Origin of the sequence: Mycobacterium sp. KBS0706 (assembly GCF_005938675.2) — a bacterium.
In the GTDB taxonomy this organism is placed as follows: domain Bacteria; phylum Pseudomonadota; class Alphaproteobacteria; order DSM-16000; family Inquilinaceae; genus Inquilinus.
Map to the genome: position 1 here is coordinate 1 of NZ_VCCH02000071.1, position 18423 is coordinate 18423.

Here is an 18423-nt window from a genome sequence, read left to right on the forward strand (position 1 = left end):
GGTCGGTCCAGCCCGGCTGCTCGGCCCGGCGCAGCAGCTGCGGCGGGTCGGTCTCGACCTCCGCGATCAGGCCGGACATGGTGCGGCCATAGGCGGTGCAGAGCCGGCCGAGCAGCGACGCGGTCGGGCTGGTCTCGCCGCGCTCCAGCCGCGACAGCGTCGCCCGGCTGATGCCGCTGCGCTCAGCCAGGGCATCGAGCGACCAGCCCTGCTCCGCTCGCAGCGCCGCCAAACGCGCGGCCAACCGGGCATCGACCGGCTCCAGTTCATTCGCGAGCTCACTTCTCATGATCGGGAAATTATCCCGATCATGAGAGGTACGCAAGACGCTTACGGCGTCGGCGGCGGGGCGAAACGCGGGTCGGGCGCGTCGGCCGGGAACGGCCGCGGCGAGGCGGCGACGATCTCGTTGGCCGGGTCGTCGAGCGTGAACAGCGCGACGCCGATGACGCCGATGTTGCGCGGGTCGCCCTGCGGCGTGTTGGCGGCATAGGCGTCATCCGGCGCGGAGAAGCGGAACGCGGCAACCTCGTCCTCGCTCTTGCGGAAGCCCTCGATCACCAGCATGTCGCCGGGGCGCACCACATAGCCGCGGTTGGCGATGGTGCCGGGCCGGCCGTTCAGCACGTCGAGCCCGTCGACCGTGGCCACGACCTCGACCGTCCGCCGCCCCTGATTGCTGAACGCCAGCCGGTAGAGGTCGCCGGAGCGGCCCTGGAGGCGGAGATCGCCGCCGCCGGTCGGCGTCAGGCGCATCGGCGTGCCCCTGGCGCCGAGCACCGAGAATTCGACGGTGCCGTCCGCGACCGGCAGGCTGCGGATCGTGCTGACCGGCCCCATGGTCGCGCTGCGGCGGCCATCGTAGCGGATCGTCACCTGCGCCTCCGGCCGGCTCGGCCAGAAACGGGCCAGGCTGACGAAGCGGATCGGCGACCGGATCTCCTCGCCCCAGCGCGTGCCCAGCCGCTCCCGCTCCGCGATCTCTGGGCGGGCGGGCTCGCGACTCCGTGGCTGGGACGACGCCGCGCCGTGGCCGCCCAGCGGCACGAGCCGGTCGGCCGCGGTCTCGGGCGCGGAAAATCTCGACACCGTCTCCTGTTGCAGCACCGCCTCTTCCACCGGCGGCGGCGACGACACGCAGGCGGCCAGGGCCAGCAGCAGCCCGGCCAGCAGAATCTTCGACAAAGCGCGCACGATCTCTCCCCCGAGACATCCAGCGCCGCATCATCCGTCCCGCTCTGCGGCGAAGCCGTGGCAGGGCGGAGGTGAATCGAAGGCCGAGCAATCCCGGTACAGTGGCGGGCCGGGGTCCCTGCTACCGATCGGCGGCGCGCCGGACCGCGCCCAGACGGAGACGACCATGCCGCTTCGCCGTGCCCTGCCCCTGATCGCCCTCCTCGCCTCCCCCGCCTCGGCCGCGGACGCGCCACCCGATTGCCGCGCGCCGGCGGTTCTGGACGATGGCTGGGCCGTCGCCGCCCCGGCCGATGAAGGCTTCGACCCGGCGACGCTCTGCGCCGTCGGTCCGGCACTCGACCGGCCCGAGGCGAACGCCCATGCCGTGCTGGTCGTGCGGCACGGCCGGCTGGTCTATGAGCGCTACTTCGCCGGAGAGGACCAGCGCTGGGGCCAGCCGCTGGGCGCCATCCCGCACGATGCGGAGACCAGGCACGACCTGCGGTCGATCACCAAGAGCGTGACCGCGCTGCTGGTCGGCATCGCCGTCGATTACGGCTGGATCAAGGACATCGACGCGCCGGTGCTGTCGCTGCTGCCGCAATATGCCGATCTGCGCTCCCCCGAGACCGACCGCATCACCCTGCGGCACCTGCTGACCATGTCGAGCGGGCTGGCCTGGAGCGAGGACCTGCCCTACAGCGACCCCCGCAACAGCGAGCGGCTGATGTCGGACGCGCCGGACCCGTACCGCTACGTGCTGGAGCAGCCCTTCGCCACGACGCTGGGCGAGCGCTGGGTCTACAGCGGCGGGTCGACGGCGCTGCTGTCGGCGGTACTGAAGCAGGTCTCCGGCCGGCCGCTCGACGTGCTGGCGCAGGAGGTGCTGTTCGCGCCGCTCGGCATCGCCGATGTCGAATGGGTGCGCTATCCGAATGGCGATCCGGTCGCCGCCTCCGGCCTGCGGCTGCGGCCGCGCGACATCGCCAAGCTTGGCCTGCTGGTGCTCGACCATGGCGCCTGGCAGGGCAAGCAGATAGTGTCGGCCGGCTGGATCGAGCAGTCCACGACGAAGCAGATCGCCGCCGAAGACCAAGTCGATTACGGCTTCCAATGGTGGCTCGGCCAGTCGCAGGTCGACGGCCGGAAGATCCGCTGGAGCGCCGGTGTCGGCTGGGGCGGCCAGCGGCTGTTCCTGGTGCCGGACCTGGATCTGCTGGTGGTGGTCACCGCCGGGCTCTACGACCAACCTGACCTGCAGGATCAGCTCGGCCGGACTGTGCTGGACCGCTATGTGCTGCCGGCCCTGGCGTCGCCCTAGGGCGCTTCCTGCTGGAGATAGAAGGCGGCGGCGTCGGCGGTGAAGGCGGTGCGGGCGGAGGCGTCGAAATAGAACATGTGCCCGCCCTTGTAGAGCTTGAGCACGACGCGCCCTTCCCGCCCGAGGGGCGGCAGGTGGTCGATCAGGTAGCGGCTGATGGAATAGGGCGTGACGATGTCGCTGCGGCCATGGGCCACCAGCACGTCGAGATCGGGGTTCAGCACCAGCAGCTGCCGCAGGTCCCCATCGATGCTGGCCAGGAGACTGCCGCCGGCTTCCCATTTCCATTTCCGGGCGATCTCCCGATTCAGCAGGTTGAATGTCAGCATGGTCTTGAAGCCGAGCACGTCGTGCGCATAGCCGACGAACAGGCCGCCGAGGGCCTGGGTGTAGCCGTCGAGCACCGGATCGGAACCGTCGTCCGGCGGGGCTTCGGGGAACGGATCAGGCGCGGATAGTGCGGCATCGTAGAAGCTGACGATCGCTGCCCCACCCTCGCCGACCTGATCGAGAGTGGTCTTGCCGATGAAGCCGCGTGAACGGGCGACAACATCGGGCGACAGCCCGGCGACCCGGGCCACGCGGGCATAAAAGGCGTCGGCCGCCTCGCCTTCGGGCGGCCGGCCGGCCAGGGTCGTCAGGTAGTCGGTCAAGGCGAAGTGTTCGGCCGTGGCCAGCGCTTCGGGCGTAAAGGCGTCGCGGCGGTCGAGCGCGGCGGCGGCGAGCGAGGGCAGCCGCAGCGCGGCCACCAGCGCGAACCGATCGGCGCCCACCTGCAGCCGGCCCTCCATGAACGGTGAGACCATGACGATACCATTGACCAGGACGCCCTGCTCCCGCTGCAGCACGCGGGCCACCTTCACGCTGCGGTAGCCGCCGTAGCTTTCCCCGAGGATGAATTTCGGCGAGGCGCCGCGGCGGTTCTGCGCCAGATACAGCGCGATCACCTTCGCCAGCGACTGGGCATCGGCGCGCTCGCCCCAGAACTCTTCCGCCTTGTCGGGCCTGGCGGCCCGGCTCCAGCCGGCGCCCACCGGATCGATGAAGACCAGGTCGGTGAAGGCCAGCCAGGTGTCGGGATTATCCTGCAGGGTCGCCCGGGCGGGGTCGCGCACGACATCGGGCGCGATCGCCCTTGGCCCGGCCAAGCCGAGCTGCAGATAGGCCGAGGACGCGCCCGGCCCGCCATTGAACACGAAGGTGATCGGCCGGGTGTCGGCAGGCGCATCATCCAGGACATAGGCGGTGGTGAAGACCGCGGCCGAACGGTCGCCGTCCTGGTCGAACAGCGGCATGGTCCCGGCGGTGGCGGTGTAGGGCAGCGTCCGGCCATCGACCGCAAGTGTATGGCGGGTGACGGCATCGGCCGGCAGCAGCGCCAGCACGCCGCCGGCCGGCTGCTGCGCCCGGGCTGCGACGGCCAGCAGCAGGACCAGCAGCCCGGCGAGGACCGATCGGAGCGGAATCCGGTACAGCATGATCACCTGTCGGGCCATATATTCATCGTACTTTACCACGCCAAATATCCCGATGAAATCCCGCATAATCCATGTTATAAATACATGAGCAAGCGGAACAAAGATAATCGATCGCTTTCTATTCTCTGCAACTGCGATTGTGCAGATCCGATGTCCGCGCGTTTCCTGCTTGCCGCCGCCCTGTCGCTCCTGATCTCGGGATGCGATCGGACGCCCTCCTCAAGCTCCACGATGCCCGAAGCGGCGTCCGGCGAAACCGCCGGCGAGGTCGCCCGCCTGCAGGCGGCGCTGGCGCGGGATGTGCCTGGCCGGATCACCGATGCGCCGGACGGCGAACGGCGCTGGGCGGCCCTGGCGCAGGCCGAGATCAAGGCCCGCGGCCAGACCATCCGCCGGCCGCAGCTGGTGATGGTGGTCGATCGGAACCCCGCCGTGCAGCAGATGCGCATCCTGCTGGCGCAGCCCTCCGGCGCCTGGCAGAGCCTCGGCGGCACGACGGTCTCGACCGGGCAGGAAGGGCGGCATGGCTATTTCATCACGCCGACCGGCGTGTTCCTGCACACGGACGAGATCCTCGACTGGCGCGCCGAAGGCACCTTCAACGCCAACGGCATCCGCGGCCTCGGACTCCAGGGCATGCGGGTGTGGGATTTCGGCTGGCAGACCGCCGAGCGCGGCTGGGAGGCTGAAGGCCGGGAATCGACCATCCGGCTGCTGGTGCACGCCACCGATCCTGACGTCCTGGAGCAGCGCCTCGGCCGGCCGGCGTCGAAGGGCTGCATCCGCGTCCCGGGCCCGATGAACGTCTTCCTGGACCGCAACGGCATCCTCGACGTCGATTACGAGGCGGCGGCGAAGACCGACCCCCGCTACGACGCCGTGCTGCGCCCGGACCGCACCCCGACGCCGCTGGCGGGCAACATGCTGGTGATCGTGGATTCCGCCGGGGGCTCCGTGGCCACAGCGCAGGCGCGGTAGCGACCTATTCCGTCTGCACTCCGCGCTCGCGCAGCATCGTCACCAGAGCGTCGCGCTGCGGCAGGTAGTCGTCGCGCAGCAGGCCCAGCAGATGCGCGTCGAGGAACTGGCCGCCCTTGCGCACATGCTGGCGCAGCAGCCCCTCCTCCTGGAAGCCGAAGCGCTTGTGCATCCGCACCACGCCCGGATTGCTGGTCAGCACCTCGCAGCACAGCTTGTTCAGCTTCAGCTCGAGGAAGACGTAATCCAGCACCTTGAGCTCGACCCAGCTGCCGATGCCCTTGCCGCGCAGGTCGCTGGCGCCGAGGTAGAAGGCCCAGGCGCATTTGCTGTTCTGCTGGTCGATGTCGACCAGGTTGGCCAGGCCGATCGGCTCGCCGCCGTCCTGTATGATCCAGTAGACCCGGCGCGGGTCGGCGATGGCGCGGGCGAACCAGGCATCGTGCTCCGGCCGCGTGATCTCATGGTCGGTGTATTGGTGGACCGCGACATGCGGCAGGTTCCGCCAGGTGAACAGCCGGTCGGAATCCTCCGGCTCCACCCGCCTCAGGCTCAGCATTTGCGCGGTCCCCGATCGTCGTCTTCGGTGCTGTGATAGGACGGGCCACTCGCCGCTGCCAAGGGCCGCGGCGAGTGATCGGACCCGACCGCCTCAGCCTATGCCGCCAACGCCCTCCGGCGCTCCTCCACCACCTGCTCGGCGATGCGGCCCATCAGCTCCTGCAGATGGTCGAAGCGGGCGGTGAAGCTGCCGACGCCGAGCGTGACCGAGCGCAGCTCGACCGCCAGGCCGTGCATCTCCGCCTCCGGCAACTGGCAGTCGATCAGGTCCCAGCCGGTCCAGCCCTCGCGCGCCGTCATGCCGAGGATCTGGCCGCGGCGGCTGGAGACGATGGCGTGCACCTTGGCGGTGTATTCCGCCGGCACCGCGATCGTCACCGCCTGGATCGGCTCCAGCAGCACCGGGTCGCAATTCGCCAGCCCCTCGGCCATCGCCATCTGCGACACGGTGCGGAAGGCCTGGTCGGAGCTGTCGACCGAATGGTGCTGGCCATCGGTCAGCGCCACGGCGAGGTCGACCACCGGGAAGCCCAGCGGGCCGCGCGCCATCGCCTCGCGCGAGCCCGCCTCCACCGCCGGAATATAGTTCTTCGGCACCGACCCGCCGACCACCTTGTTCTCGAACACGAAGCCGGTGCCGCGCGGCATCGGCCGGATCTCGACCTGGATGTCGGCGAACTGGCCGTGGCCGCCGGTCTGGCGCTTGAAGCGGGAATGCTGCTTGGTCGGCCGCCGGATCGTCTCACGATAGGCGGTGCGGGTCGGCACCGTGGTGACCGAGACGTTGAACCGGCTCTTCAGCCGTTCGACCGCGATCTGCAGCTGGATGTCGCCCTGCCCGGCCAGGGTCAGCTCGCCGGTGGCGTCGACGTGGTGCACCGACAGCGCCGTGTCCTCCTCGCACAGCTTGGCCAGCGAGGTGGTCAGCTTGACGTCGTCCTTGCGGTCCGACAGCGACAGCGCCACGGCGTGCACCGGCTCCGCCGGCTTCGGCCAATTCCAGGTCGCCTCGGCAGTGCCGTCGGCGCGCAGCGTCTGGCCGGTGGCCAGGTCGTCCAGCCGGGCGATGCCGACGATCTCGCCGGGGCTGGCCTCGGCCAGCTTCTGGTTCTCGCCGCCCTTCAGCCGGTACAGGCCGGAGATGCGGCGGCTGCCGAGATTGCTGTTGTCGGCCAGCCGGCCGCTCCACAGCCGCGCCAGGCTGAGCTTGCCGGTGTGCGGCTGGTGCTGGGTCTTGAACACGGTCGCGGCGAAGCCGCCATGGGCGTCGTAGCCGAGCCGGGTCGCCGCCGCCTCATGCGACGGGGCCTCGTGGCGCAGCGCCTTCCATAGCCGGGTGACGCCGTTGCCGTGCTCGGCCGAGCCGAAGAACACCGGCACGATCAGGTCCTGCTGCAGGTCGCGGGTGAGCTGGGTGTAGATCTCCTTCGGCGCCGGGATCTTGTCCTCGAGCAGCTGCTCCAGCAGCGCATCGTCGAAATCGGCCAGGGATTCGAGCAGGGTCTGGCGCGCCTCGTCCTGGCGCGGCTTGACGTCGCCGGGCGCCTCGATCAGGTCGGAGGACTGGTTCTCGCGCCATTTGTAGGCACGGCCGCTGACCAGGTCGACATAGCCGGAGACGCTGTCGCCGTCGCGGATCGGAACCTCGCGCAGCAGCAGCGGCCGGGCCGAGACCTGCTGCAGGGCGGCCAGCAGGTCGCGCATGCGGATGCCGGACCGGTCCATCTTGTTGATGAACAGGATGTGCGGGATCTCGTGCTCGTCGAGGAAGCGCAGTAGCGGGGCCAGGATCACGGCGCGGTCCGGGTCGGCCTCGGCCACCACTACGGCGATGTCGGCGACCATCAGCGCGGCCAGCGCGTCCTGGGCCAGCTCGACCGAGCCGGAGCAGTCGATCAGGGTCCAATCCTCGTCGAGATAGCGGCAGGAGGCCAGGTTCGGCTCGATCGTCATCTGCCGGGCGCGGGATTCGGGCGAGGCGTCGCCCACGGTATTGCCCTGGGCCACGCTGCCCTTGCGCGGGATCGCGCCGGCGCTGTGCAGCAGCGCCTCCATCAGCGTGGTCTTGCCGCTCGAATACGGCCCGACCAGGGCCGCGCTGCGGAATCTGGGGGCAGGGCGTTCCTGCGGCATGCGCATCCTCCCTTGTGCACGGGCCTGCCATGCCGACCGGGACGAATGCCCGATCACGCGGGCCCTTTTGGAGGGTCAGCATGACACTTCCGCGACGATCGGCACAGCCCCGATCGAAGGGTCAGGCGATCGACCCCGGCGCGAAGGTCGGCGCCACCGTGACCGGCCGGCCCGGCAGGTCCAGCGCCGTCACCCGCTCCGGCGTGCGGGCGATCAGGCGGCCGGCGCGCAGCACCAGGAGACGGGTCGCCTTCAGCCGCACCGCCTCGAACGGGTCGGCCGCCTGCAGCAGCACCAGGTCGGCGCGGCAGCCCGGCGCCAGGCCGTAGCCGTCGAGCTCCAGCACCTTCGCCGCCTCGGTCGTCACCGCGGCGAAGCAGCGGCCGATGGCGTCGAGCGAGGTCATCTGCCCGACATGCACCGCCATATGCGCCACCTCCAGCATGTCGGCCGACCCCATCGAATACCACGGGTCCATGACGCAGTCCTGGCCGAGGGCGACAGTGATGCCGGCCGCCATCAGCTCCGGAACCCGGGTCATGCCGCGGCGCTTCGGGTAGCTGTCGTGGCGGCCCTGCAGGGTGATGTTGATCAGCGGGTTGGCGATCGCCGCAACGCCGGCTTCGCGCATCAGCGGGATCAGCTTCGAGACATAGTAGTTGTCCATCGAATGCATCGAGGTCAGGTGCGACCCCGTCACCCGGCCACCGAGGCCGAGGCGATGGGTCTCCGCCGCCAGCGTCTCGATGTGGCGGGACAGCGGATCGTCGCTCTCGTCGCAATGCAGGTCGACCGGGAGCCCACGCTCCGCCGCGATCTCGCACAGCCGGCGCACCGAGGCGGCGCCATCGGCCATGGTCCGCTCGAAATGCGGGATGCCGCCGACCACGTCGACGCCGAGGTCGAGCGCGCGCAGCAGATTGCGCTCGGCGGTGGCGGAGCGGAACAGCCCGTCCTGCGGGAAGGCCACCAGTTGCAGGTCGAGATAGGGTGCGACCCGGCGCTTGACCTCGAGCAGCGCCTCGACCGCCAGCAGCCGGTCGTCACAGACATCGACATGGCTGCGGATCGCCAGCAGCCCTTGCGCCACCGCCAGGTCGCAATAGGCCAACGCCCGGGCGATCACCGCCTCCTGGGTCAGCTGCGGCTTCAGCTCACCCCACAGCCCGATGCCTTCGAGCAGCGTGCCGGACCGGTTCAGCCGCGGCAGGCCGAGCGACAGAGTGGCGTCCAGGTGGAAATGGGAGTCGACGAAGGGCGGCGTCACCAGCCGGCCGCCGGCGTCGATCTCGTCATCCGCCTCCGCCGCCAGGCGCGGCTCGACCGCGACGATGCGGCCGTCCTTGACGCCGATGTCGATGCCGGTCCGGCCGTCCGGCAGGTTGGCATTGCGCAGGACGAGATCCATGGCGGGGCTGGCCTTCGGGAATTTCAGTGAGAGAACGGCGCCGCCGACGATAGCATGCGGCCAGTGCATGGAAAGACGGGAGAGCACCCATGTTCCACACGACATGGGGCGAGATCCGCCGGGCCCGGCCGGACGAGGCGGAGGTGATCCGGACCCTGGTCCGGCGCGCCTATGCGAAATGGATCATCAGCGTCGGCATCGAGCCGAAGCCGATGCGCGCCGACTATGTCCGCGCCCTGGCCGAGCATGAGATCTGGGCGATCGACGGCATCCATGGCTGCATCGCCCTGATCGAACTGAAGCCCGAGCCCGACCATCTGCTGATCGTCAATGTCGCGGTCGACCCCAGCCACCAGGGCCACGGCCTCGGCGGCCGGCTGCTGGCCTTCGCCGAGCGCGAGGCCCGGCGGCGCGACCTGACCGAGCTGCGGCTCTACACGAACATCCGGATGTCGGAGAACCGCGCCCTCTACGCCGCCCGCGGCTATCACGAGACGCATCAGGAGCAGCGGGGCGCGTACACCATCGTGCACATGGCCAAGACCATCCCTGCCGCCTGATGCGCCCCGTCGCCTACAGCACGAAGTCGGCGGCGACCAAGCCGATGGCACCGGTCAGGTTGATCTGGAAATCGCTGACCTTGTCGCCGTTGACGTCGCCGGTGATGGAGGTGACGCCGCCGGCTACGGAATAGTGCAGCTGGCCCGCCACACCAGTGAAGGCGCCGGAGCCGATGAAGCTGAAGGCCTGATCGCCGGCGACGCCGCTGTTGGCGTCAATCCCCGACAGGTCGATGCGGTCTCCCTGGGCGTGGCTGAAGTCGAGGATGACGTCGGCATTGGCTCCGACCACGCTGTCGCCGAGGCCGGTGAACCGGAACTGGTCGGCCCCGGCGCCGCCGGTCAGCGTATCCTTGCCGGCACCACCGGTGAGGACGTCGTTGCCGTTCCAGCCCTGCAGCGTGTTGGCCCCGGCATTTCCGATGAGGGTATCGTTGCCCTGACTGCCGGAGAGATTCTCGATCCCGGTCAGGGTGTCGCCCTGGGCGTCGCCGCCGATGCCGCTGCCGGCGGCGAGGCTGACCGTGACCCCGATCGCGCTGTCGTAATAACTGGCGGCGTCGGTGCCGACGCCGCCGTCCAGCGCGTCGGCCCCCGCCCCGCCGCGGAGCACGTCATCGCCACCCCACCCCTGCAGAACGTTGGCGCCGCTGTTGCCGACGAGGGTGTCGCTGCCCTGGCTGCCGTTGACGTTCTCGATCCCGGTCAGGGTATCGCCCTGGGCGTCGCCGCCGCTGCCGGTGCCGGCGGCGAGGTTAACCGTGACCCCGACCGCGCCGTCGTAGTAGCTGGCGGTGTCGGTGCCGGCGCCGCCCTCTAGGATGTCGGCCCCGGCGCCGCCGCGGAGCACGTCGTTGCCGTTCCAGCCCTGCAGCGTGTTGGCACCGGCATTGCCGGTGAGGCTGTCATTGCCCTGGCTGCCGGAGAGGTTCTCGATTTCGGTCAGGGTGTCGCCCTGGGCGTCGCCGCCGGCGCCGGTGCCGGTGGCGAGGCTGACCGTGATCCCGACCGCGCTGTCATAGTAGCTGGCGGTGTCGGTTCCGGCGCCGCCCTCTAGGATGTCGGCCCCGGCGCCGCCGCGGAGCACGTCGTTGCCGTCCAGGCCCCGCAGCGTGTTGGCCCCCGCGTTTCCGACCAGGGTATCGTTGAGCTGGCTGCCGATAAGATTCTCGACCCCGATCAGGGTGTCGCCCTGGGCGTCGCCGCCGCTGCCGATGCCGGTGGCGAGGCTGACCGTGATCCCGGCCGCGCTGTCGGAATAGATGGCGGTGTCGTTGCCGGCGCCGCCGTCCAGCTTGTCGGCCCCGGTCCCGCCGCGGAGCACGTCGTCGCCATCCATGCCGTTGAGCGTGTCGTTGCCGGCCATTCCGGTGAGCGTATCGGCGCCGCCATAGCCGGACAGCACATTGGCCACGGCCGAGCCGGTCAGGACGTCGCCGAAGCCGTCGGTGCCGGCGATGTTCTCGATGTCGGCGCCGATCACATCGCCCTGGGCGTCGCCGCCGGACGCCGTCAGGGTCGTCAGGTTAACCGTCACCCCGGCCGGGCCGTCATAGCTGATGGTGTCGATGCCGGCTCCGCCGAGCAGTTGATCTGCCCCGGCGCCGCCGGTGAGGAGATCGTTTCCGTCGCCGCCGCTGAGCGTATCGTTGCCGCCCTGGCCGTCCAGCGCGTCGGCGCCGGCCAGACCTGTCAGCACATTGGCGACGGCAGAGCCGGTCAGGACGTCGTCGAAGCCGGTGCCGCGGACGTTCTCGATATCGACGCCGATGATGTCGCCCTCGGCCTCCCCGCCCGAGGCGGTGAGCGCGGTCAGGTCGATGATCACACCCTCCGCGCCGCCATAGGCGATGGTGTCGCTGCCGGCGCCGCCGAGCAGCCGGTCCGCCCCGCCCCCGCCCTGAAGCACATCGTTCCCGGCGCCGCCGTCGAGCTGATCGTCGCCTTCCAGGCCGTTGAGCGTGTCATTGCCGCCGAGGCCGAACAGGAGATTGCCCTGGACCGACCCGGTCAGGACGTCGTTGAACCCGTTCGTGCCCTGGATGTTCTCGATGTCGCTGCCGATGACGTCGCCCTGGGCGTCGCCGCCGATGCCGGCCCCGCCGATCGTCACCGTCACCCCGGCCGGGCCATCGTAGACGATGGTGTCGACGCCGGCACCGCCGTTCAGCGTGTCGGCGCCGGCCCCACCTTCGAGGACATCATTGCCGCTGGCGCCGTTCAGGTCGCTGATCCCGCCATGGAGCACGTCGTTCCCGGCCCCGCCGAAGAGGAAGTCGTTGCCGGCGCCGCCATCGATGTTGTCGTCGCCGTCCAGACCGTCGATCGTGTCTCCGCCGCCCAGGCCGCGCAGGGCGTTGGCCCCGGCCGACCCGGTCAGGGTGTCGGCGAGGTTCGAGCCGTCGATATCCTCGATGCCCGGGCCGATCACGTCGCCCTGCGCATCGCCCCCGGACGCCGTCAGCGTCGAGAGGTCGATCGCCACGCCGGCCGTGCTTGAGGCATAGGTGATCCGGTCCGTGCCGGCACCGCCGTTCAGCGTGTCCGCGCCGGCACCGCCCTGGAGGATATCGTTCCCGTCACCGCCGATCAGGCTGTCCGTGCCGTCCCCGGCCGTCAGGGTGTCGTCGCCGGCGCCGCCGTCGAGCGTGTCGTCACCCTGGCCCGCGACGTTCCCCGCGGTCAGCGTATCATTGCCGTCGAGACCGAAGAGGGTGTTGTTGCCGGCCCCGCCGACCAGCCGGTTGTCGGCAGCCGATCCGGTCAGCAAGTCGTCGAAATCCGATCCGTCGATGTTCTCCACATCGGCGCCGACCGCGTCACCCTGGGCGTCGCCGCCGCTGCCGGTGCTGCCGATCGTGACCGTCACCCCGGCGGCGCTGTCGCGGTAGTCGGCGGTGTCGACCCCGGCCCCGCCGTTCAGGAAGTCGGCCCCGGCTCCGCCGACAAGCCGGTCGTTCCCGTCGCCGCCGTTCAGGGTGTCACGGCCCCCGAGACCGGTGAGCGTGTCGTTCCCGCCGAGGCCGTTGATCGTGTCGTTGTTCGCCGTGCCGTCGAGGAAATCGATGAACTCGGTGCCGTCGATGACCGCCATGATGAATCCCTGATCGGAAAACGAGAATTTTCTGACCCAATCCTGCCGGAAAAGGATGCTAATGACGGTTCGTTTTGCAGTTATTTTATTGCGCGACTTCCTCGCCGGCCGGCCCCGGAGGCTAGCCGCCGATCGCGCCGCTGAGGAGCGCCATGGCGACCGCCTCGGCACGGCTGCCCGCGCCCAGCTTGCGCATGGCCGAGGCGACATATTCGTTGACCGTGTAGACCGACAGGGACAGCCGGCGCGCGGCCTCCTTGCTCGACGCGCCGCGGCTGATCCAGGTCAGGCAGTCGCATTCGCGGGGGGTCAGCGGCCACCGGCGCGCCGGAGGCGGCGGCAGCGCCGCGGCGGGCGCGGATGTCCCGACCGCGGCCAGCCCCCGTTCGATCCGCAGCGCCCGTCTGAGATGCGGCCCGATCGCGCGCAGCATCCGGACCTGGTCGTCATCCCAGTCGGCCCGGCGCCCCGGCCTCCAGACCGACAGCATCGCCGAGAGGTCCCGCCGGTCGAAATCCACCCAGTACAGGCCGTGGTCCTTGCCCTGCGGCCGCATGAAGTCGTTGTAGAACTCCGTGCGCCGATACTCCGCGTCCGGGATCAGCGCCGAATGGGCGAAGGTCGCGCCGGGCTCCAGCATCGGCAGCATCGGCAGCAGCGGCAGCAGCTGGCGGTAATGCGCCTGGTAGCGCTCGACATAATCGGGGTCGGTCTCGGTCGCCATGGTCGCGGGGCACGACGCGGCCGGACTGATCCGGCGCAGCACCACCGACTCCCCACCCAGCGCCGCGCCGAGCTGGCGCAGCACCGCAAACCAGTCCTCGTTGCCGATGCCGGCATCGTAGATCTGGTCGATCAGCCCGAGGACCGAGTGGTCGTCCGCCCGGGCGAAGACAGACGGTACATCGACCGCCGGCCGAGCCGCCGACCTGCCGATGGAACGGCCTTGCATGATATCCCCTCTCTCTCGCACGCCAGGCAAAACCCGGCGCTGCACATGCCGTGCATAAGAGAATACTGGATCCGGCCGGGTTCTGTCGCGGTGATGCAGCGCACACCCTGAGAACTCGCTCCGAAAACTCCTCCCGGTTTGGGAATGAGCCTTAGAACAGGCTGTCCAGCGGCCGCGGCCGCTCGACGGCGAACCCCTGGGCCTGGTCGATCCCCATCGCGCGCACCAGCGCCAGCGTCTCGTCGTCCTCGACCTGCTCGGCGATCGTCACGGCGCCGAGGCGATGGCCGATCGCATTGATCGATTCGACGATGGCGCGATCGACCGCGCTGGTCGCGATCTGGCGAATGAAGCCGCCGTCGATCTTCAGCCCGTCGACCGCGAACTGCCGGAGATAGGCGAAGGAGCTGAGGCCGCTGCCGAAATCGTCGAGCATCACGGCACAGCCGGCGGCCCGCGCCCTGGCGACGAACCGGCCGGCCGCCGCCTGCGCCGTCTCGGCCGGAAAGATCTCGGCATCGTGCCGGCCGATGACGTCGCTCCCCGCCCGCCCCATCACCTTCTCGACGGCCGGGTTGATCAGCAGATAGCGGCCGCCGCTGTCCTTGACGTAGACCAGGTCGGGCGTCCCCTTCATCACGGCCTGCAGCAGGGCCAGGGTGTCGTGCAGCCGCCGACTGCGCTCGATGTCCTCGGTGATGTCCCAGCAGGCGCCGAGGCCGCGCAGCACACTGCCGTCGGTGGCAAAGGCCAGCCGCATCGAGGCGCGGATGTGACGGGTCGTTCCCGACATCCGGTGCAGGACCCGGTAGTCGACACGGTACTGGACAGCATGATCGCGCTCGGCCGCCTCGTGGATCTGCGTGACCCTCGCCACATCCTCCGGCGGCAGCAACCGGTGGAAGCCGTCGGTGCTGCGGTCGAAGCTGTCCGGCATCACCCCATGCAGCTCATGCGTCCGGGCATCCCACAGGCGCTCGCCGGTGATGAAATCCACCTCGAAGATGCCGACGCCGCCGGCATCGAGCGCGAGCTCCAGCCGCTCGGTCACCCCGGCCAGCTGCGCCTCGGCCTGCTTCTGCGGGCCGGCATCGATGACCTGGAGGATGTAGCGGAACGGCGAATCTTCTTCCGCATCCAGCGAAGAGACGCTGACCAGCCCATGCAGGATGCTGCCGTCCTTGCGGCGATAGCGGCGCTCGACCCGATAGCCGTCAATCTCGCCGCGCTGCAAGGCATCGAGGCGACGGTGGACGTCGTCCCGCTCCTCCGGATGGATGACGTCGTCGACACCCAGGCTCGCGCATTCGTCCCGGCTGTAGCCGATCAGCGCGCACAAGGCGGGGTTGGTGTAGAGCCAGCGCCCCTCCTGATCGAGCAGCACCATGCCGATTGCCGCCTGGTCAATGATCCGGCGCAGCAGGTCCGCGCTGCCGGGAAGGACGGGCGGGCTCCGGTGCCCGGGGCTCCGTCCTGCAGAATCGTTCATGACGTCAATGCTCGCCGACGAGGGCACTCGCAATAGGCACGGCCTCAGGATAATCCGTTATGCCGAGAGACGGAAATCCGGAGCGGATGATGATGGATGTGACGATGCGAGCGGCCGAAGCGGCCGACCTGCCGGCGATCCTGCGGCTACTGGCGGACGATCCCCTGGGCAAGACCCGCGAGGCCGCGGTCGAGGCGCCCTACCAGGCCGCCTTCGCCGCCATCGCCGCCGACCCGAACCACGAGGTGGTGGTGGCGGAGCTGGACGGCCGGGTGGTCGGCTGCTTCCAGCTCAGCTTCATCCCCGGCCTGTCGCGCCGTGGCGCCTGGCGGGCGCAGATCGAATCCGTGCGCATCGAGTCGGCGCTGCGCGGCCAGGGCGCGGGCCAGGCGATGATGGACTGGGCGATCGCCCAGGCCCGGGCGCGCGGCTGCGCCCTGGTCCAGCTGACCACCGACAAGCGCCGGCCCGACGCCCACCGCTTCTACGCCAGGCTCGGCTTCGTCGCCAGCCATGAGGGCATGAAGCTGGAGCTGTAGGTCAGGGCTGCGGCATGCCCTGGGCGGCCGCGCCTTGCAGATAGGCGGCCTGAAAAGCTTGCAGCTCCGACAGGTCGATGTCGGCCACCGCCCAGAATTCCAGCCCCGACCGCACCCAGTGCAGCAGGCGGTACCCCTCCTCCGTCTCCGCCGTCACGGCGGCGTCCGCGGCGTCCGGGTTCGGCCAGACGAACAGGTTGACGATGTGTCCGCCGCCATGCCGGTAGACCAGCGCCGCCACCACCCGGCGGTCGAGATAATCGAGCCGCCCGCCCACCAGCGGAAAGCCCTGCGGCGCGAGATCGACCACCGGCGGGGCCGCATCGATCTTGCCGACGAACCAGGGCTTGACCGTGTGCCGGTCGGAGGACGGCACGTCGACCAGATGCTCGGCCAGCAGCGACCGCACATGGCTGTCGACCAGTTGCCGGGCGAGGTCGTCGCCGCTGCGCGGCAGCACCAGCAGCAGCATCAGCGCCATGGCCAGCGCCGCCGCGCCGGCCCCGCCCCAGCGCCAGTCGCCCAGGAAACGCCGCCACCAGGGAACCGAAGGAGGCTGCAGCGCCGCTTCGAGCTTCCGGCGCAGCGCCTCCGGGGCGCGATCGCGCAGCTCCGGGCGCCGCAACGCCATCCGGATCGCCTGCTGTCGCCGGTACTCCGCGGCGCAGGCCGGGCACTCCTTCAGATGGGCCTCGAAGGCCAGGGCGCCGACGACGTCGAGCTCGCCGTCCAGCATGCCGTGCAGCAGGACCGATTTGTCGGGGCAGCTCATCGCGCCTCCTCCACCTGGCGGGCCAGCCAGGCGCGCTTGACCAGCAGCCGGGCCCGCGCCAGGCGCGACATCACCGTGCCGATCGGGACCTCCGTGATCTCGGCGATCTGCTGATAGGTCAGGTCGTTCATCTCGCGCAGCACCAGCACCTCGCGGAACGGCTCCGGCAGCGCCTCGACCAGGGCGCGGACCACAGCCGCCTCGTCGATCCGGATCAGTGTCGCCTCCGGATCTTCCGGCGCCTGGCCCCAGGGATCGGCCGTGGCCTCGGCGATCGCGTCGTCGGGATCCGGCAGCGGCTCGCCCTGCTGCGCCCGCCGCGCCCGCAGCCAGGCGTAGAAGCAGTTGCGCAGGATCGCCAGCAGCCAGGGCCGCGCGTCGCCGCCGCCGAAGCCGTCGAAATAGCGCAGCGCCCGGGCGAAGGCCTCCTGCACCAGATCGTCGGCGTCGGTCGGGCTGCGGGTCAGGTAGCGGGCCAGCGTGTAGGCGTCGTCCAGGCAGGGCAGGACCGTGTCCCGGAACCGCTTCACCGCATCCGTCCCGCGCATCGGCCCGTCCCCGCCGGGGCGGGCCGCACCGCGCGGCCCGCCCCGGATCGCAGCATCCTCCCGCCCCGCCTTGGCGTCGAGCGGCCTGACAAGGCGAGGCCGGGTCACGGCGTCACGGTGATCCGGCCCGTCATATGCGGATGCAGGCCGCAGAAATAGGCGACGGTGCCCGGCGTCGACAGGGTCTGGCTGTAGCTGTCCCCGGTGTCGAGTGCCTTCGAGCGGAAGCTCTTGTCGACCGCCACCACCGTGTGCGGGATGTCGTCGCCATTGATCCAGGTCACCGTGGTGCCGGCGGGCACCGACAGCTCCGCCGGGGTGAAGGTGAAGTTGTCGATCCGGATGGTCACCGGCTGCGGCGCGGCCGCGGCGGCGCCGGTGCCGAGCAGCAGGACGAAGACGGCCACGGCGGCGCGGCGTCGCGAGAGCGATATCGGCATCATGGTCTTCCCAAGGCTGCAGGTCAGGACGCGCTGAGCGGCGAGTCGGTGATGGCGAGCGGCTTCGTGCCCTGCTGCACCGTGACCCGGGTGGTGCCGAGCAGGCTGCGCAGCCGGTCGGGCGGGACCGTCATCGGCCCCGGCGACGGCGCCGAACCGGGCGCCGGCTGCGGGAAGGCGGTCGACATCGCGGTGTGGAAGACGACGTCGCCCTCGACCTTCTGCATCAGCTGGTGGATATGGCCGTTCAGCACGGTGACCGAGCCGAAGCGCTTCAGATAGGACAGGGCCTGGGCGCCGTCCTCCGTGCCCCAGCCCCAGTCCTGATAGACGGTCCACAGCGGGATATGGGCGAAGACCACGATCGGGGTGCTGCCGGACTTGCCGCGCAGGTCGTCCTCCAGCCATTCCAGCTGGTCGTGGCCGAGATTGCCCAGGCCGCCGGCCTTGAGGTCGACGACGTTGACCAGCCCGATGAAATGCACGCCGCCGGAATCGAAGCTGTACCAGCCGGCGCCCTGGCTGCCGCGGCCGTAGCGGTCGCGATAGGCCTGGCCGGTGCCGTCGTCGAGCAGGTCGTGCTCGCCCGGGACATAGTGCACCGGCAGCCTGGCCCCGCCGATCACCTGGTCGGCGTCGTCGAACTCCTTCGGCTTCGACAGGTGGCTGATGTCGCCGGTGTGGATCAGGAAGTCCGGCTTCTGCGGCAGCGTGCCGATCCGCGCCACCGCCTCCTGCAGCGTGCCGAGCGCGTTCGGATTGGCCGGCTTGTCGAAGCCGACATGGCTGTCGCTGATCTGCAGGAAGGTGAAGCCGGAGGTCGGCGCGGCCATGGCCTCGCCGACCAGTCCGAGCGAGCGCGGCACGCCGCCGCTCAGCCCCCACAGCACGCCGGTGCCGGCCCAGACCATACAATGCAGCGCGCCGCGGCGGCCGATGCCGCCGGACTGTTCGCCATCGTTCATGACGGTGTC

General features: G+C 70.2%; 17 protein-coding genes. 4 read left to right on the forward strand and 13 right to left on the reverse strand.

Going from position 1 to position 18423, the window contains the following annotated elements:
• Both FFK22_RS29605 and FFK22_RS29610 read right to left on the reverse strand, forming a co-directional pair.
• The coding region (locus FFK22_RS29605; protein WP_143956890.1) for a helix-turn-helix domain-containing protein at positions 1-289 on the reverse strand (289 nt) is incomplete at its 3' end.
• Positions 290-330: 41 nt separating this feature from the next.
• Positions 331-1194: a hypothetical protein gene (locus FFK22_RS29610; RefSeq protein ID WP_138886851.1), complete on the reverse strand. Its 864-nt coding sequence runs from the start codon at positions 1192-1194 to the stop codon at positions 331-333.
• Between the two features lie 166 nt (positions 1195-1360).
• Between FFK22_RS29610 and FFK22_RS29615 the strand changes: the two genes are divergently transcribed.
• Complete coding sequence (locus tag FFK22_RS29615) at positions 1361-2497, forward strand: serine hydrolase (RefSeq protein WP_138886850.1); 1137 nt, start codon at positions 1361-1363, stop codon at positions 2495-2497.
• Here FFK22_RS29615 and FFK22_RS29620 read toward each other — a convergent pair.
• Entirely contained in the window at positions 2494-3993 is a 1500-nt protein-coding gene (locus tag FFK22_RS29620; RefSeq protein WP_221938954.1) for a S10 family peptidase, read from the reverse strand. The genes FFK22_RS29615 and FFK22_RS29620 overlap by 4 nt on opposite strands.
• A 213-nt stretch (positions 3994-4206) precedes the next feature.
• Between FFK22_RS29620 and FFK22_RS29625 the strand changes: the two genes are divergently transcribed.
• Positions 4207-4953 (forward strand): murein L,D-transpeptidase, encoded by a 747-nt coding sequence (locus tag FFK22_RS29625; protein ID WP_221938955.1) that lies wholly within the window; start codon positions 4207-4209, stop codon positions 4951-4953.
• 4 nt (positions 4954-4957) lie between these two features.
• On the opposite strand, the gene pseH is transcribed toward FFK22_RS29625, so the two are convergent.
• The 3 genes from pseH to FFK22_RS29640 form a co-directional block, all read right to left on the reverse strand.
• Positions 4958-5512 (reverse strand): UDP-4-amino-4,6-dideoxy-N-acetyl-beta-L-altrosamine N-acetyltransferase, encoded by a 555-nt coding sequence (gene pseH, locus FFK22_RS29630; RefSeq protein WP_138886848.1) that lies wholly within the window; start codon positions 5510-5512, stop codon positions 4958-4960.
• A gap of 98 nt (positions 5513-5610) precedes the next feature.
• Entirely contained in the window at positions 5611-7647 is a 2037-nt protein-coding gene (locus FFK22_RS29635) for an elongation factor G (protein WP_138886847.1), read from the reverse strand.
• 121 nt (positions 7648-7768) lie between these two features.
• Positions 7769-9055 carry an amidohydrolase family protein gene (locus FFK22_RS29640; RefSeq protein ID WP_186002724.1) on the reverse strand — a complete coding sequence of 429 codons (1287 nt, stop codon included), beginning with the start codon at positions 9053-9055 and terminating at the stop codon, positions 7769-7771.
• Between the two features lie 89 nt (positions 9056-9144).
• On the opposite strand from FFK22_RS29640, the gene FFK22_RS29645 reads away from it, so the two are divergent.
• A complete protein-coding gene (locus FFK22_RS29645) occupies positions 9145-9615 on the forward strand; it encodes a GNAT family N-acetyltransferase (protein ID WP_138886845.1) in 471 nt (156 codons plus the stop codon).
• A 13-nt stretch (positions 9616-9628) separates the two neighbouring features.
• Here FFK22_RS29645 and FFK22_RS29650 read toward each other — a convergent pair whose 3' ends face one another.
• The 3 genes from FFK22_RS29650 to FFK22_RS29660 form a co-directional block, all read right to left on the reverse strand.
• Positions 9629-12709 carry a calcium-binding protein gene (locus tag FFK22_RS29650; protein WP_186002725.1) on the reverse strand — a complete coding sequence of 1027 codons (3081 nt, stop codon included), beginning with the start codon at positions 12707-12709 and terminating at the stop codon, positions 9629-9631.
• Positions 12710-12830: 121 nt separating this feature from the next.
• On the reverse strand, positions 12831-13661 hold the full coding sequence (locus tag FFK22_RS29655) for a helix-turn-helix transcriptional regulator (RefSeq protein WP_138886843.1): 831 nt from the start codon (positions 13659-13661) through the stop codon (positions 12831-12833).
• Positions 13662-13812: 151 nt separating this feature from the next.
• Entirely contained in the window at positions 13813-15150 is a 1338-nt protein-coding gene (locus tag FFK22_RS29660; RefSeq protein WP_138886842.1) for a PAS domain S-box protein, read from the reverse strand.
• 104 nt (positions 15151-15254) lie between these two features.
• Here FFK22_RS29660 and FFK22_RS29665 point away from each other — a divergent pair, with 104 nt between their 5' ends.
• Positions 15255-15689, forward strand: a complete 435-nt coding sequence (locus FFK22_RS29665; protein ID WP_306770191.1) for a GNAT family N-acetyltransferase — start codon at positions 15255-15257, stop codon at positions 15687-15689.
• Position 15690: 1 nt separating this feature from the next.
• Here the strand turns inward: FFK22_RS29665 and FFK22_RS29670 are convergent, their stop codons facing one another.
• The 4 genes from FFK22_RS29670 to FFK22_RS29685 all read right to left on the reverse strand — a co-directional run bounded on the left by FFK22_RS29670 (position 15691) and on the right by FFK22_RS29685 (position 18414).
• Complete coding sequence (locus FFK22_RS29670) at positions 15691-16461, reverse strand: anti-sigma factor (protein WP_138886841.1); 771 nt, start codon at positions 16459-16461, stop codon at positions 15691-15693.
• Positions 16458-17009 carry a sigma-70 family RNA polymerase sigma factor gene (locus tag FFK22_RS29675; RefSeq protein ID WP_138886840.1) on the reverse strand — a complete coding sequence of 184 codons (552 nt, stop codon included), beginning with the start codon at positions 17007-17009 and terminating at the stop codon, positions 16458-16460. Before FFK22_RS29675 ends, FFK22_RS29670 begins: the two co-directional genes overlap by 4 nt.
• A 104-nt stretch (positions 17010-17113) precedes the next feature.
• Positions 17114-17449, reverse strand: a complete 336-nt coding sequence (locus FFK22_RS29680; RefSeq protein ID WP_138886839.1) for a cupredoxin family copper-binding protein — start codon at positions 17447-17449, stop codon at positions 17114-17116.
• A 23-nt stretch (positions 17450-17472) separates the two neighbouring features.
• Entirely contained in the window at positions 17473-18414 is a 942-nt protein-coding gene (locus tag FFK22_RS29685; protein WP_138886838.1) for a metallophosphoesterase, read from the reverse strand.
• Between the last annotated feature and the right edge of the window lie 9 nt (positions 18415-18423).

What these genes read in the sequence shown, in the direction of transcription:
- FFK22_RS29635 (WP_138886847.1), bottom strand. Translation starts at nt 7,647, where the DNA reads ATGCCGCAGGAACGCCCTGCCCCCAGATTCCGCAGCGCGGCCCTGGTC.
- FFK22_RS29625 (WP_221938955.1), top strand. Translation starts at nt 4,207, where the DNA reads ATGCCCGAAGCGGCGTCCGGCGAAACCGCCGGCGAGGTCGCCCGCCTG.
- FFK22_RS29615 (WP_138886850.1), top strand. Translation starts at nt 1,361, where the DNA reads ATGCCGCTTCGCCGTGCCCTGCCCCTGATCGCCCTCCTCGCCTCCCCC.
- FFK22_RS29655 (WP_138886843.1), bottom strand. Translation starts at nt 13,661, where the DNA reads ATGCAAGGCCGTTCCATCGGCAGGTCGGCGGCTCGGCCGGCGGTCGAT.
- FFK22_RS29680 (WP_138886839.1), bottom strand. Translation starts at nt 17,449, where the DNA reads ATGCCGATATCGCTCTCGCGACGCCGCGCCGCCGTGGCCGTCTTCGTC.
- FFK22_RS29665 (WP_306770191.1), top strand. Translation starts at nt 15,255, where the DNA reads ATGCGAGCGGCCGAAGCGGCCGACCTGCCGGCGATCCTGCGGCTACTG.
- pseH (WP_138886848.1), bottom strand. Translation starts at nt 5,512, where the DNA reads ATGCTGAGCCTGAGGCGGGTGGAGCCGGAGGATTCCGACCGGCTGTTC.
- FFK22_RS29675 (WP_138886840.1), bottom strand. Translation starts at nt 17,009, where the DNA reads ATGCGCGGGACGGATGCGGTGAAGCGGTTCCGGGACACGGTCCTGCCC.
- FFK22_RS29620 (WP_221938954.1), bottom strand. Translation starts at nt 3,993, where the DNA reads ATGGCCCGACAGGTGATCATGCTGTACCGGATTCCGCTCCGATCGGTC.
- FFK22_RS29650 (WP_186002725.1), bottom strand. Translation starts at nt 12,709, where the DNA reads ATGGCGGTCATCGACGGCACCGAGTTCATCGATTTCCTCGACGGCACG.
- FFK22_RS29645 (WP_138886845.1), top strand. Translation starts at nt 9,145, where the DNA reads ATGTTCCACACGACATGGGGCGAGATCCGCCGGGCCCGGCCGGACGAG.
- FFK22_RS29685 (WP_138886838.1), bottom strand. Translation starts at nt 18,414, where the DNA reads ATGAACGATGGCGAACAGTCCGGCGGCATCGGCCGCCGCGGCGCGCTG.
- FFK22_RS29660 (WP_138886842.1), bottom strand. Translation starts at nt 15,150, where the DNA reads ATGAACGATTCTGCAGGACGGAGCCCCGGGCACCGGAGCCCGCCCGTC.
- FFK22_RS29640 (WP_186002724.1), bottom strand. Translation starts at nt 9,055, where the DNA reads ATGGATCTCGTCCTGCGCAATGCCAACCTGCCGGACGGCCGGACCGGC.
- FFK22_RS29670 (WP_138886841.1), bottom strand. Translation starts at nt 16,461, where the DNA reads ATGAGCTGCCCCGACAAATCGGTCCTGCTGCACGGCATGCTGGACGGC.